The sequence below is a fragment of the Mesobacillus sp. genome (assembly GCF_057785455.1).
The window spans coordinates 1-13941 of the sequence record NZ_JBYNSB010000050.1 but is presented as its reverse complement, the minus strand read 5'-3'; the positions used below and the strand labels follow the sequence as shown (position 1 = coordinate 13941).

At 39.7% G+C, this 13941-nt stretch carries 17 protein-coding genes and 1 riboswitch; of the genes, 5 read left to right on the top strand and 12 right to left on the bottom strand.

Annotated elements, in window-relative coordinates; all coding sequences use genetic code 11:
* Positions 1 to 37: 37 nt before the first annotated feature.
* From AC3EBE_RS19045 to AC3EBE_RS19035, 3 genes are read right to left on the bottom strand one after another with little or no spacing between them, the layout of a single operon-like run.
* Complete coding sequence (locus AC3EBE_RS19045; protein WP_488596614.1) at positions 38 to 817, bottom strand: metallophosphoesterase; 780 nt, start codon at positions 815 to 817, stop codon at positions 38 to 40.
* A gap of 21 nt (positions 818 to 838) precedes the next feature.
* Entirely contained in the window at positions 839 to 1225 is a 387-nt protein-coding gene (locus AC3EBE_RS19040; RefSeq protein ID WP_488596613.1) for a hypothetical protein, read from the bottom strand.
* Between the two features lie 59 nt (positions 1226 to 1284).
* Positions 1285 to 1917, bottom strand: coding sequence for a CBS domain-containing protein (locus tag AC3EBE_RS19035; protein ID WP_488596612.1), 633 nt, complete (start codon positions 1915 to 1917; stop codon positions 1285 to 1287).
* 142 nt (positions 1918 to 2059) lie between these two features.
* Here AC3EBE_RS19035 and AC3EBE_RS19030 point away from each other — a divergent pair, with 142 nt between their 5' ends.
* Genes AC3EBE_RS19030 through AC3EBE_RS19020 form a run of 3 tightly spaced genes read left to right on the top strand, consistent with a single transcriptional unit; the run spans position 2060 to position 3142 of the window.
* Positions 2060 to 2290 carry a spore coat associated protein CotJA gene (locus AC3EBE_RS19030; protein ID WP_488596611.1) on the top strand — a complete coding sequence of 77 codons (231 nt, stop codon included), beginning with the start codon at positions 2060 to 2062 and terminating at the stop codon, positions 2288 to 2290.
* A complete protein-coding gene (locus AC3EBE_RS19025; protein WP_488596610.1) occupies positions 2287 to 2547 on the top strand; it encodes a spore coat protein CotJB in 261 nt (86 codons plus the stop codon). The genes AC3EBE_RS19030 and AC3EBE_RS19025 overlap by 4 nt, the downstream gene beginning before the upstream one ends.
* 25 nt (positions 2548 to 2572) lie before the next feature.
* Positions 2573 to 3142, top strand: coding sequence for a manganese catalase family protein (locus AC3EBE_RS19020; RefSeq protein WP_488596609.1), 570 nt, complete (start codon positions 2573 to 2575; stop codon positions 3140 to 3142).
* A 31-nt stretch (positions 3143 to 3173) separates the two neighbouring features.
* Here the strand turns inward: AC3EBE_RS19020 and AC3EBE_RS19015 are convergent, their stop codons facing one another.
* The 5 genes from AC3EBE_RS19015 to AC3EBE_RS18995 all read right to left on the bottom strand — a co-directional run bounded on the left by AC3EBE_RS19015 (position 3174) and on the right by AC3EBE_RS18995 (position 7697).
* Entirely contained in the window at positions 3174 to 3632 is a 459-nt protein-coding gene (locus AC3EBE_RS19015) for a YpbF family protein (protein WP_488596608.1), read from the bottom strand.
* 176 nt (positions 3633 to 3808) lie between these two features.
* Positions 3809 to 4546, bottom strand: a complete 738-nt coding sequence (locus tag AC3EBE_RS19010) for a LysM peptidoglycan-binding domain-containing protein (protein ID WP_488596607.1) — start codon at positions 4544 to 4546, stop codon at positions 3809 to 3811.
* Positions 4539 to 5141, bottom strand: coding sequence for a CPBP family intramembrane glutamic endopeptidase (locus tag AC3EBE_RS19005; protein ID WP_488596606.1), 603 nt, complete (start codon positions 5139 to 5141; stop codon positions 4539 to 4541). Before AC3EBE_RS19005 ends, AC3EBE_RS19010 begins: the two co-directional genes overlap by 8 nt.
* 13 nt (positions 5142 to 5154) lie before the next feature.
* A complete protein-coding gene (locus AC3EBE_RS19000) occupies positions 5155 to 6645 on the bottom strand; it encodes a RecQ family ATP-dependent DNA helicase (protein WP_488596605.1) in 1491 nt (496 codons plus the stop codon).
* Positions 6636 to 7697, bottom strand: a complete 1062-nt coding sequence (locus AC3EBE_RS18995) for a YpbB family protein (RefSeq protein ID WP_488596604.1) — start codon at positions 7695 to 7697, stop codon at positions 6636 to 6638. Before AC3EBE_RS18995 ends, AC3EBE_RS19000 begins: the two co-directional genes overlap by 10 nt.
* Positions 7698 to 8035: 338 nt before the next feature.
* On the opposite strand from AC3EBE_RS18995, the gene AC3EBE_RS18990 reads away from it, so the two are divergent.
* Positions 8036 to 8284, top strand: a complete 249-nt coding sequence (locus tag AC3EBE_RS18990; protein ID WP_023627496.1) for a ferredoxin — start codon at positions 8036 to 8038, stop codon at positions 8282 to 8284.
* Positions 8285 to 8388: 104 nt separating this feature from the next.
* Here the strand turns inward: AC3EBE_RS18990 and AC3EBE_RS18985 are convergent, their stop codons facing one another.
* Positions 8389 to 8970 carry an ECF transporter S component gene (locus tag AC3EBE_RS18985; protein ID WP_488596603.1) on the bottom strand — a complete coding sequence of 194 codons (582 nt, stop codon included), beginning with the start codon at positions 8968 to 8970 and terminating at the stop codon, positions 8389 to 8391.
* 162 nt (positions 8971 to 9132) lie between these two features.
* A riboswitch (FMN riboswitch) is annotated at positions 9133 to 9267 on the bottom strand.
* A 300-nt stretch (positions 9268 to 9567) separates the two neighbouring features.
* Between AC3EBE_RS18985 and serA the strand changes: the two genes are divergently transcribed.
* Entirely contained in the window at positions 9568 to 11142 is a 1575-nt protein-coding gene (gene serA / locus AC3EBE_RS18980) for a phosphoglycerate dehydrogenase (RefSeq protein WP_488596602.1), read from the top strand.
* 423 nt (positions 11143 to 11565) lie between these two features.
* On the opposite strand, the gene AC3EBE_RS18975 is transcribed toward serA, so the two are convergent.
* The 3 genes from AC3EBE_RS18975 to AC3EBE_RS18965 form a co-directional block, all read right to left on the bottom strand.
* Positions 11566 to 11880 carry a hypothetical protein gene (locus AC3EBE_RS18975; RefSeq protein WP_488596601.1) on the bottom strand — a complete coding sequence of 105 codons (315 nt, stop codon included), beginning with the start codon at positions 11878 to 11880 and terminating at the stop codon, positions 11566 to 11568.
* Between the two features lie 836 nt (positions 11881 to 12716).
* Positions 12717 to 13100, bottom strand: a complete 384-nt coding sequence (locus tag AC3EBE_RS18970) for a hypothetical protein (protein WP_488596600.1) — start codon at positions 13098 to 13100, stop codon at positions 12717 to 12719.
* A gap of 142 nt (positions 13101 to 13242) precedes the next feature.
* Positions 13243 to 13665 (bottom strand): hypothetical protein, encoded by a 423-nt coding sequence (locus AC3EBE_RS18965; protein WP_488596599.1) that lies wholly within the window; start codon positions 13663 to 13665, stop codon positions 13243 to 13245.
* Positions 13666 to 13941 lie beyond the last annotated feature (276 nt).

Genomic DNA, 13941 nt, shown 5'->3' with positions numbered 1-13941 from the left:
TATCCATGTTGGCAAATAGATGTAAAATTTCAATCTGCTATTTAGTTTCTGGCAAAATGGTGATCAGATGCGTTTCGGCCTTAGCTCCCAGCCTGAAAGGAACTCCAGTCGTCCCATAGCCATTGCTGGTCAAAACTGTCGTTCCATTTTTGTTGGCAATTCCCCCTAGCTCATAAGGTCCAAAGCCAAAGATCCTTATCTGCCCTCCATGGGTATGCCCGCTTAAGATGAGGCTTATTCTATGGCCTGGCTGCAAACGATTCACAATAGCTGGATTGTGGCTCACAAGAATATGAAAGCCTGTTGGTTCTGCATCTTTCATCGCCAGGTCCAGCCTGCTTTTTCCGAGGCTTAAGTCATCGATGCCTAAAAGGAACAAGGTGTCACCTTCACGGGATTCAAATTTGACAGCAGTGTTATCAAGTACCTTGACACCTGTATGATAAAGGAGGGTATCAAGCTCATGCGGATCGAATTCATAGTCATTATTTCCCCAAACGAAAAAAACCGGGGCAATCTTCTTCAGTTTTTCAATATTTGCTGACACCTGGTCAAGGGCTACCCCTTTTTCGGCCAGATCCCCACCTATGATTACCAGATTTGCCTTTCCTTTCACCTCATTTATGATCGCATCAGAAATGATGCGTTTATGTATATCAGAGATAAAGAAAATCTTGACGGAACCAAAGCCGGAAGGGAAATCACTGAAACGAAGCTCGTGCTCCAGAACCCTGTCAGCAAATGCCTGCCGATACATATATAGCAGCAAAATAGCGCCAATCAGTAATATAGCTAGCAATAAATAAATCAGGTACATAAAGCCTCCTGCAACCAATTTCTAATTTTCCATCTTTGCCCTAGAAGGGCTAAAAGAAATCATACCATAAAGCAGGCAGAAACAGAAAAAAACTGCAGTCTGCCACCCTCCTGATGGCAGAAGGGAAATAAAGCAGACGATACTGCCTATTCCCATTATAATATCAGAATGAATCCCTTTTTTGCCCTGAATAATTTTTAAGATGGCACTGAGTCCGTTTCTAAGCATTTCTCCCAGTGAATACATGCCAATCACAAAACCTATGGCAGATGCCAGGAATTCAATTGGGCTGAAGATAATTTCAACAAGATACTCTTCGAATTGCACCGGTAATTCAGCCGGGAGCCAATTCACTACAAAATACCCGCAAATCCATCCTGAAAACAATTTGGCCAATTTCCATATCATAATAAAAACCTCCCATACCAATGTATGAGAGGTGCAAGTTTTTATTTCAGTGTGAAAAATCAGACTTCATGAATATCGAGAACCCGGAATCCTGATTCTTCCAGCTTCTTAACGAACTTATCAATATTGTCCTTCTTTTCGATTTTCATGACGATCCTGCGGACAAGCTTATCGGTTTCGTCGAAGGTAACAAGGGAGATAATATGTTCATGAAATTGATGGGCTATGTCTGCAAGCCTTGCAATTCTGCCTTCTGTTTCCACTGACGTGAAAGCGATGCGGACTCCCTCTCTGTGGACTCCAAAAGCGCTTTGGAATTGATCCAGGACATCGGAGCGTGTAACTGCTCCCTGGAATTTCCCATATTCATCGACAACAGCCAGCAAAGGAATGTCCTTAAGTTTGACTAAAGTAGTCTCGAACATTTCACTTCCATGGAGAAAGTGATCCTCTAAAGTGACAACTTCCTTCGCAAATGTATTTTTCAGGAAATCTTCTTTAGCGATACCTTTGATGAAGAAATCATGATAAATTCCATTTCTTGTTACGACTCCAGTATATTTATCCCCATCTAAAACTGGAACGCCGTCAATTTCATTTTGATCAAGCTTTTCCAACACACTGCCCAAAGTCTCATCAATCTTCGCGGTAACGCATTTGTACTTTGGAATCATAATACTTTTTACGAACATCCATCTCACCTCGGTTAAAATACTGCTATAAGGTATATATTTCAACACAAATGCAAAAATCCCTCCTTACCCCCAAAAATATAACATTAAATAAAATTTTGCTCATAAAATGAACTGAAGTTTATATAGAGGAGGGCTTTGCTTGTCAACACATCGAAAAGTTTGGTATCCGTATGCCAGTCCCTTCGACCCCTGTCCGCCGATCAAGGCTAAGACGTATTCTACACCTCCAAATTTATACTTAGGCTTCCAGCCCCCTAATTTGGAACAGTTTACGCCAATGCAGGCATTGCACACAGGGACACTTTGGAAAGTTTTCTATGACCCATGGTATTCCCCTTATGAAGCTCCCAGGGAGGTCGATCCTTCATGAAGCAGCTTCCGCAGGAATTCTACACCACGATGGAGCAATTGCAAGCAGTCGATTTTGTCCTCGTTGAACTAACGTTGTATCTGGATACCCATCCAGACGATTATGAAGCGATCAATCAGTTCAACCAATTTGCCAAGGAAAGAAAACGGCTGAAGAAAATCATTGAAAGCAATTATGGACCTTTAATGCAATACGGGAATAGCTATTCAGGCTACCCATGGAATTGGAACGACGGCCCGTGGCCATGGCAGCTTTAATTGAGTAAAGGAGGGGGGAAGCAAGATGTGGGTTTACGAGAAAAAATTGCAGTATCCGGTCAAGGTCAGTACCTGTAACCCCATGCTGGCAAAATTTCTGGTAGAACAATATGGCGGAGCAGACGGGGAACTTGCTGCAGCTTTGCGCTACTTGAACCAGCGCTACACTATACCGGATAAAGTAATTGGTTTATTAACGGATATCGGCACAGAAGAATTTGCTCATCTTGAGATGATTGCTACAATGATCTATAAACTCACAAAAGACGCAACACCTGAACAAATGAAGCAGGCTGGACTTGATGCACATTATGCAAATCATGACAGCGCCCTTTTCTATCATAATGCTGCAGGAGTACCTTGGACGGCATCCTATATCCAGGCAAAAGGAGATCCAATTGCCGACTTATACGAGGATATTGCAGCTGAAGAAAAAGCCAGGGCGACTTACCAGTGGATTATCAATATGAGTGACGATCCAGATCTGAATGATGGTTTGCGCTATCTTCGTGAGCGCGAGATCATCCACTCCCAGCGATTCAGGGAAGCGGTGGAAATCCTGAAGGATGAACAAGGCAAAAAGCGTATATTTTAGCAGCTAAGAAGCATCCCCACCTGGATGCTTCTTATTTGTTCTCATGGTAAAGGTTAATATCATATTTCTTTTTCATCATTTCAAAGACAATATGACGGTTTTTCCATTCCTCTTCCTTCTTCCATAAATCCTTGCTCCTGTCAACAATTTCACAGCGAAGGGCCTGATACTCTTTCTCTGCCTTTTCTCGCTTCTCCTTTAATAAGATCATCAGGCCATAGGTACCCACCGTCAGGATCAGAAAGTACAGATTAGCTGAATTCTGCACATAAACTGAAAATATTTCTGCAAATGAATAAGAATACGGCTTCAGTACTGTTAAATATAGATAATAAAAATATAAGGAAATCAGCCCGATCGTTGCCCAAATAGACCAAATATGCCTGGACTTGAAACGGTCGAATTTTCTTTTCCGTTCTATTAAGTTATTTAACATTTTTTTTGTAGCCTGATCTGTTTTTTCATCAAGATTCATAATTTCGGGAACCATCAGATTACCTCCCTCCAAGGTTGGATCTAACCGATTTGGCCAAGCCTACATTAAATTTATGAGTCTGTCCGAATGGATATGATAGAAGCGGCAATCTTTAACCGTGAAAATTTTCTTGCTTATTAAAGTCGTGAATCCCGGTCCATTCCGCTAAAAAAGAAAAAACCAGCCGGCAATTATCGGCTGGTTTTTAATGGGATCTTCAGAACTTGTCCCGCCTTTATTTCATTTCCCTGGATATTATTCGCGCTTTTAATTAACGGAATGCCATCCTGTGATTTATAGTATTTCATCGCCACCCTGAACAGTGTTTCATTTGGCTGGACTGTATGATAAACAATTTTCTCCGCAGCGCCCTCATTGATACCAGTAGAGACAGCAGCAGAATCTGTAGCTTCCACTACGGTTTCATTGGCGGTCGTTTCTTCTGGCCCTGTAACAGAGGCAGAGTTTTTTTGCTTGTCTTCAGGATCAGTGCTTGAGGAATTCTTATCATTCCCTGCCTCTGGTGCAGGAGCAGCCACTGCTACATCTATGTCAGCCTCGTCGGCAACCTCTTCAATAGCTGGTGCGTCCTCATCCTCAGAGCTATCATTCCCGACTTTGTTTCCGCCTCCATCTTCCACATCAATCAATTCTACACCTGCACGATCAGCAGAAATGTCAAGAGGCCCTTTCCCCCCCTCCAGGTAGGAAGTGATACTGAAAAAAATGATTGGCAGCAAAATGAAAAACAGCGCCATAAGCCGGATAACCGGATATTTCACTTTTACTTTAGTCTTTTTTTGTTTTTGCCTGTGTATTTCACTTCTGGGCGGAAGTGCTTCTCTTTTTTCCACAGCATTCTCAGTTTTTCGCTCAACCCTTTTCCTCAGGCGTTCAGCCTGATCCCTTATAGGTTTTTCTTTATTCAACGTCAGTACCCCCATTTGCTGCTTTAACCCTGAATTTGATTGACAGCCCAAGTAAAAAATCGATTAAAAAATGCATGATGATTGTGACAAGCAAATTATTTGTCTGCAAATAAATGAATCCTATCAAAAAACTCAGTAAAATAATATTGGTAAATAGGAACCAATTAAACAGATAACGATAGTGGACCAAGGCAAATATGACACTGGTAACAATCAAACCTGCATGCGTTTGTATAACCCCGCGAAACAGGATTTCCTCGCTTACCGCAACCACTGCAGCAATCAGGGCAATCTGCCAGACGGCCTTATTCCTGAAAACTCGTACATTCAGGCCGCCATCATCATAATAGGATGGAGGAAGAACCTTCATGAGCAGCAAGTCTATTGCTACGACTGCAATGCCTGCAGCAGCTCCTACCGTTAGGATTTTACGATCATTCCAGATAAATATTTTTGTAAATTCATCCAGACTATCAAACAATATCATACCTAAAACAGCTGAAATCGTTAATAGTAAAATTTGAGTAGCAAATAAATGAAAAAGCAGTTCTTTTTCAGTAAGTGAAGCTACAGTTTCTTTATATTGATCCTTCATTTTATCCGCTCACTTATTTTAATAATAGAATGGAGGCAAGCTCCTTTTTCCAGTCATATATCCCGGCTCCAGCTTCTTTTAAATCTTCCGTACTTTTAAAGTCACGCAGCTCGAGACCGCATATACTGCAGCAATTTTTTGGATTACCAACCTTTTCCTCATTGAAGGCAGTCAGGATCGCTGTTCTTTTGCATTCTTTAATATGAATCCAGTCGAGCATGCTGATGATTTTCTTGCTTTTCACCTGTAAGCGGTCAGCTGCCAAATTCTTGAATAATGTTTTATCCTTATCATAATCAATAACCTTCAGGCTTGAAAGAAAATCTTCTGCAATTCTCCATTGAATTTCCGTAAATCCGCAAAAACCGATCAATTCCTCCATATACTGCTGGAGCGTTTGGTATCCAATATTCCTGTCCCCCAGAAAAGTAAACAACCTGTCTATTTGTATCGGATCGGGCAATTCCGCTTCTGCCAGCTGAAATGCCAGCTGCTCATCTCCTGGTGAATACAAAAGTATCGCAATTGAAGGTAAACCATCTCTCGCGGCCCTGCCGATTTCCTGAAGATAAGATTCAATCTGCATGGGCATATGGAAGTGGATAACAAACCTGACATTATCCTTATTGATTCCCATCCCAAAGGCACTCGTTGCACATACAATATCCAATTGACCATGGATGAATTGCTGCTGAATCAGGATCCTGCTTTCTGAATCGAGCCCGCCATGGTATGCCATTACTCTGCTGATTCCGTGCTCCCTCATATAGGCAGCCGTTTGTTCAGCCATCTTCTTACTTGAAAAATAAATGATACCGGGCCCCTTTAAAAATCGGGCTAATTCTATTGTTCGCTCAATTTTTTCCTGGAAAGAGTCTATATACTCTACAGACAATGAAATTGATGGCCTGTCCACAGAATATACGATTTCCTCCAACTCTTTTAGCATGAGCTTTTCCGCTATATCCAAGCGCACTTCTTCTGTAGCTGTCGCAGTAAGAGCCAGTGTCAGTGGTTCCCCTAATTCTTTGCGGAGCAGTCCGAGCCTTAAATATTCAGGCCGGAAATCATACCCCCATTGCGAAATGCAATGAGCTTCGTCGACAACGAAGAGGGAGAGATTGATTTCTTTCAACCGCCTCAACACATTGTCCAATGCCAGCATCTCAGGAGATATGAATATGAACTTATAGGAATTGAGCCGCTCCAGGGCCCTTGCTTTTTGGGGAGGGGAAAGAAATGAATTTAATGCTATCACTCTTTTTTCACCCATGGCCATCATCTGCTCGACCTGGTCCTGCATTAATGAAAGCAAGGGAGAGACAATTAATACCTGCCCATCCAATAAATAGCCAGGAAGCTGATAGCATAATGATTTCCCTGTTCCTGTGGGCAGCATGGCCAAAGTATGTTTTTTTTCCAGAATCGACTCGATGGCTTCCTTCTGTCCAGGCCGGAATTCATTAAATTGAAAATATGTCTGTAACTGGTCCCTTAAGTCCATTTATCATCACCGCTTCTTGCAAGAACAAGCCGTATTTCAAAGTATGAAGCATCCTGTACTTGTTCCCGGATTTGTTTCAATCTTTTGGACGAAATCTCCTTCATCGCTTCAATGATGCGCTGTTGCTTCTCAGGCGATACATACGCATCAATATTAAAGTCCTTGATAGAAAGTACAATTTCTACAATATGATCTTCGACCGTACTTTCCTTCAGGTTCCTCGCTGCTGATATATATTCTATTGTATATCCCTTTTCAAGGAGTCTGTAGGTTCTTTCCGTTGATTGGGTCAGCGGAACCTCCTGGTCAGGCTTTTTAATCAGACCTGACAGCAAAGGATAACGCCATGTTTCAGCCGTAATTCTCTCCAATACGGCATGAATTGCAGTTAAAAATTCAAAATGATAGCGAGCTGGATCCAATCCAGTCCTCTCTGCTGCCTGCACGTGGGTCAACCCAATTTTTTTATAGCCAGATAGCCTGATGACCAATAGCTCCGGATTGATTCCCGGAGCGTCCAAAGCTTCAGCTAATTCAGCAAACAATTTCTCGGCCAGCTGAAAACGATCAGTTTCCTGTTGGCCAATATATTGCTTCACCCAAGCAAGGAGCTCCTTTTTATTGCGGACGGGAATAAAATGGCGTTCTTTATGGATTAAGTTCGAGCTTACCTGAATGAGCAATGTTAGTCTTCCCCAGAATAAATCGGTCACTTGATGGTACTTCCACCCCTTAAGGCCAGCCGGCAGAGGTTCTGCAGCGATTTTTTCCATTAAAGCTTCTTTCCCTTTTTCGGTCAAGACTACTTTAGTCTCATTCACTTCTACTGCCATACCCCTTTTAATCAGGGCCCCAACAATTGTTTCAAGCTGGCTTCTTGTAATGGCAGGATAGGAATAGAAATAAGGGGTAAGCTTGTATAGATGAGCATCCTGTATGGTTTGAGATGATCTTTTTCCCTGCAGCAAATGGAATATTGCATAAACAGTCCGTTCACCGTTTAATTTATTGAGAAGGTGCATTATGATTGCATCCAAGTATGTAATTTCCATAATCTCACCCTAACGGAATATAGTTTTATATTTGAAACACGTTTCCAAATTGCAGAAAAGTTCTCTTCCTGCGTTAGACAGGTTTCATTCCAAACATTAATTCCCTCATAATTTCTTATTGCAGGAAAATTTTATAAGTCTATTTTAACATGGAAACCCATTAGTAAACGTATTATTTTAAGCATCAAAACGACTCAACCCCTTATGTGATAAGCATTCTCAATACTTTTTTTATTGAAATGTTGACGAGACAGTTTTACAATAGGATTGAGGAATACGTTTTCACCTATTTTAGGAAGACGACATACTATCGTTAAACATTTGGGAGGAATTAGATCATGGCTAAGTACACGATTGTTGACAAAGAAACTTGTATTGCATGTGGAGCTTGCGGTGCGGCTGCTCCAGATATTTATGACTACGATGATGAAGGCATTGCATTTGTAACACTTGACGAAAACGAAGGTATCGTTGAGATTCCTGATGTATTGATCGATGATATGATGGACGCTTTCGAAGGCTGCCCAACTGATTCCATTAAAGTTGCAGATGAGCCATTTAACGGAGACGCAACTAAGTTCGAATAATCACTACATAATTCCCGCCTTAGGGCGGGAATTTTTTATTTTTATAAATAAGAAAAGCAACGGTGCAGGCCGTTGCTTTGTTTTATCTATATAATAAGTTCATTTTACGCACTTTTAAAAGATTGCTGTCTTTCAATCCATGTTTTCATTCTTGTGAAGATCAGCATGAATACAACGGAAACTAATATGCCTTTTACAAAATTGAAAGGCAGAATACCAGCTACAATCATCTGTCTGGCTTCAGGACCTGACATTGCCGGCATATTCAGGAATAAAGTGTATGCTGGCAGAAATACGTAGTAGTTAAGAACGCTCATGAGAATTGCCATGCTTGCTGTTCCTGCTACAAGTGCAAAGGTCATTCCCTTTGCAGACTTAAGTCTTTGATAAATATAGTAGGTCGGAAGAATGAATAGAACACCGGCAACAAAGTTGGCCGCATGCCCAACAGGGATCCCTGTTTCGCTGCCTGTCATAAAATAATCAAGCATGTTCTTTAGAAGTTCTACTAAGATACCGGCTGCCGGCCCAAAGATCAACGCAGCAATCAATGCAGGCAGATCGCTGAAATCAACCATTAGAAACTTTGGAAACGGCGGAAGCGGAAAATTCAGCAGCATCAATACATAAGAAATACTGCTTAACATCCCGATTGAAACTAACGCTTTTACATTATATCTTTTCATAATCCTCTCTCCTTATCGAGATCCATCTCACATAAAGAAGAAAGATTCAGCATTCACATCGCCAAGACAAATAAAACCCTCAAGTTCGAATACTTGAGGGAGAATTTGTGAAAGCATGCTTAATAAACATTCAAAACCTGCATTTTTGAATGTATGCAGAACCTCCATCTTCTCCCATCCAGACTATACTGTCGGCTTTGGAATCGCACCAAATCCTGCCCTAAAAAAGGCTCGCGGGCTTAGAGAATTGCTCTCATTACCGCCGATCGGGAATTTCACCCTGCCCCGAAGATAGACCATATTAAATTTTTACCTCTTCATTATACTGAAAAAAAGAATTTTTGTGAAGCTGTTTGCTTGTGACAGATTTCTGACAGCCACAATCTCTATCCTATTCTTAATAAATCCTGAATATGCTGAAGATATACAGAAAAACCCGAAGCTTTCACCACCTCATATCCGAACTTTATCAATCAATCTGACACTCCAAAAGGAAGCGTTTTCATTTAAAAGTGAACATTTTAGTGATTTGACAAAAGATTATTCGTTTTGTAAAATAGTCAGAAAATTGCACTATATTTAGGGAGTGAATGGGACATGATTCGGATATTAGTGGCTGATTCAATCAAAGAGGAAGGTCTCCAGCCTTTACTTACAATGGAGAATGCTCAAGTATTATTGGACAATGTTGATTCTGGGGACATTGATTTGGAGAAAATTGATGCCCTGCTCGTCAGAAGTGCTACAAAGGTTAACAGCGAATTGTTAGAGAGAATGCCTTCTTTAAAAATTGTTGGCAGAGCAGGAGTAGGTGTGGATAACATTGATATTGCTGAAGCGACTAAACGAGGCATTGTGGTCGTAAACGCACCTGACGGGAATACGATTTCCACCGCGGAGCATACCTTTGCTATGATGGCCTCATTAATGCGAAACATACCTCAGGCCCATTCCACCGTAAAAAATGGAGAATGGAAGAGAAATCAATATATCGGCAATGAATTAAATGGCAAGACATTAGGTATTATCGGCATGGGAAGGATAGGTACCGAACTAGCCAAGCGAGCAAAAGCTTTTGGGATGTATGTTAAAGTTTTCGACCCATTCCTGACACGAGAGCGGGCCGATGTCCTGGGGGTGCAGCTATCCACATTTGAAGATCTGCTTCCTGTGGCAGATATAATCTCTGTCCATACTCCTTTAACCAAAGAAACGAGAGGGCTGCTAAACGAAAAGACATTGGGCTATACGAAACAAGGCGTATATCTGCTTAATTGTGCACGAGGCGGAATCATTGACGAGATTGCGCTTGCACACTTTATTGAAAAAGGCCATGTAGCTGGAGCCGCACTGGACGTATTCGAAATCGAGCCGCCGGGCGAACATCCTTTACTAAAGCTTGATTCTGTCATTGTCACCCCCCATCTTGGAGCATCGACAAAAGAAGCGCAATTGAACGTCGCTACCCAAGTAGCAAGAGAAATCAAGACCTTTTTCGAGAACAAGCCTGTAGCCAATTCTATTAACCTTCCCGCTATGTCCAAAGAGATTTATGAAAAAATCCAGCCTTTCCATCAGTTAGCAAGGGTAATGGGAAAAATAGTATCTGAATGCCATAATAGGGCAATCAATGAGCTGACTGTTACATATTCTGGCACTGCAGCTGAGCTGGAAACCTCCTTCCTGACAAAAGCCCTCTTATCTGGTTTCTTTGAGAACCGTATTGATGTAACGGTTAATGAGGTGAATGCCATCCATATAGCGAAAGAACGCGGAATTATGATTGGGGAAAAAATTACGGGTAACTCTTTTGGTTATGCCAATACGCTAACCGTAACGGCCCGTGGGGATGGGGATACCTTTACGGCTAGAGGGACATATATAGAACACTACGGACCAAGGATCGTAAATCTGGATGGTTTCAATATTGATTTCCATCCCTCAGGAAACCTGCTGTATATCCAGCATATGGACCGTCCTGGAGTGATCGGCCATGTTGGAAAGATACTTGGTGACCATAATGTCAATATCGCGACCATGCAGGTTGGCAGGAAAGAAGCTGGCGGTGAGGCAATCATGGTGCTTTCTTTCGACAAGCCGCTTGAGGAGGATATGATCCAGAAGGTTAAATCATTAAAGGATATCGTTTCAATCAGCAGTATCATCCTTTAAGATAAGGATCCTATGCATACGTCTTAGCTATCACATGGATGTATATCCCAAATAAAGCCGGGCTCTTTTGCTACGGTTTCAGTTACCTGTCACAAAATTTTAATTAGCAAAGCAAATAGACCATCAATTTGCAATGGAAAATGATGGTCTATTTTTATTGATATACAGGCATTTATACTAATGAAGTATATTTCTTAGTTTTAGAATTTGTATATAAACTTGCAGAGACTACATTTTAACCGGCAATTTTGCTAACAGAAATAATTTTGGGAATGAAAAAATCGCTTAACAATAGCGTTAAGCAATCTTAATGTATGATTAAAATCCATCTTTAACTTAGCACCCTTATGTTTAAGTACATTCGTTCACAAAATTAGAGATATAACTGGAATGCTAGCCAGTTTATATCCAAAGGCAAAATATTTAGTTCTTAAATTTTCTATCCAACTCATACCGCAAATCATCAATTTGTTTTATGAAGCCCTCCGCTATTTTTATAACTGCTGGATTTTCAGGCTCTGTAAAATCAATCTTGCCGAGATACCTATGATCTGTTAAAGCAATTTTATCAATAATTCCCTCTTTTTCTGGTCCCCAGTTCTTTTCATAAAAATCATTTACAAAGTCTCTCTCAATACTAGATATTGTATCAGCCTTACTGAAAGCTCTTTTAAGAGTTTTAAGTGTCCGTTTAGCATCCTCATAAAAATCCCCTGTAAGCCTAATTTTCTTAGTCATTGGTAACCCCCAAAAGTACAATGATTGGAATAAAAAATTTTATCCACCCGTTAGCTTAACAAATTAAATGAATACCCTTATTTATTAATATTTATGTCTTACCTTAATTTTTCTGGTAAGGGCTGTAATAACATTTACAATACAATAAATGAAGAACAGCCACACAATCACAGGGAAAATATTATATAAAAAGTTCATTATATATTGAAGTGTGAATGGTAGTTTATCGCCCTTCATAACAAAAGCATAATCATACACAAAGCCTAGAGAAACCAAAAATACATACGCAATAAAAACACATAAGCTTATATATCTCTTAGATATACCAAGAAAGATGCTGTTAAAAAGAAGAATGATAAGTATAAAGTTAGCGTTTGTCATACTTAAACTCCCTTCCAACCTTGTAAAGAATAAAGCTTAAATAAATGATTGCTTCTTAAGCTAACCTTTTTCCAAGCATGTCTTCGTCAGCACATCACTATTAATAAGGAGTTCAACAAAAAAGGCCGTTAATCCTTCTGGATCAACACGTCATAAGTACCAAAAATGTCTTTATGAAGTTCGAGAATGCCTTCTAATACATCAGCATCAGGTATTGAATTGAAAATTGTGTAATTTAAACTCAAATGTGATTCCCCTTTTCTAACAACTCAATATATATATATCTCATATTAAGACAATCTCGAATATAATATTATGACAGTTAAAGAAGGATTAAAGTTTCGCCCTTATTGAATAATTCTACCCCGATTGTTTAATAAGAAATTCAACAAAAACGGCGTTAATCCTTCCCGGACCAATGCACTCATTTAACCTTAATAAAAAACCTCTAAATATTATCTAAAATTACTTGGAATTTTAACGAGAACATAATTTTCAGTCCACATTTGAGTGGCAGCAATTAATCTTCTTCCGTCTTTTTCAAAGAACAGACCAGCCCCATCTTTTTCTTTAAATTCCCAACCATTTGAAACAATCATTTGTTTTATATTTTCATCAGCAATCGATATACCTGTGTTCCCACTACTTGTTATATACCAAATAAAATTGCCTTCTACTGCAATTTTTACTATTTTATTGTCCGATTCTTTTAGTTTATCAATCGCTTCTTTTGCTGATAAATTCTCTATTGGCAGAGAGGGATAGTATAATTTATTTACAAATATGAACACAGCTATAATAACTATTGCTATACCTAGTATAAATCCAACCTTTTTCATATAATTACCCCCTTATTGGTTCAAACCAAGGTGTTTTATTCTTTTACTAATTTGCATCGTTTGATAAATAAGGACTTCAGCAAAAGACATCTCAATCCTGGATCAAACGCACCCTTAAGCTGAATACCAATTAACGATATAATTAATTGTCACTTAATCCCTTCATAACATTTTGTATTTTACTATCTATTTCACTATTAAGGCTTTCTTCCTCATAAACATAAAAGAGCAATACGTTATTAACCTCATACACTTTATATGAGACCGTATCCATACTTGCTGTTTTTTCACGCCAATCTTCCAAACCTTTTTCTCGTTTTTCATTTGAATCATAGATATAAACTAATATCATTTTTCCATCTAATTTATAAGAAGATGGTTTAACCCCATTAAGTTTCAATCCAAATATATTGTCGTCCTTACTAACTTTGCTTTCTAATAGTGACAATTGCTGTTCTTTAAATGAAGATAGCAACTCTTCCAGTGTAATTGCATTGGGATCATTTGCTTGGCAAGCCGTTAATAAGAAGAACAGTGAAATAAAAGCGAAAGCTAATTTTTTCATACAATTGTCTCCTTGAATTGTTAGACGTGAAAATAATTTATATGGTTTCAAATCATGCTTATTCAAGTAAACTGCCCGTCGTTTAATTGGAAATTCAACAAAAAGGGGCATAAATCCTTCTCTGTACTAATGGTTTGGCTCAGTTAAAGCTGAATGTTGATTTTTAAACGCTGTTGATTGTAATGGAAGGCGCGTAGACTCCTTCGGGATTTAGAGGGCAGGTGAGACCTAGGTAGAAATGGCCTGAGAAGAAGGGCCATTTTACCCCGCAGAAGC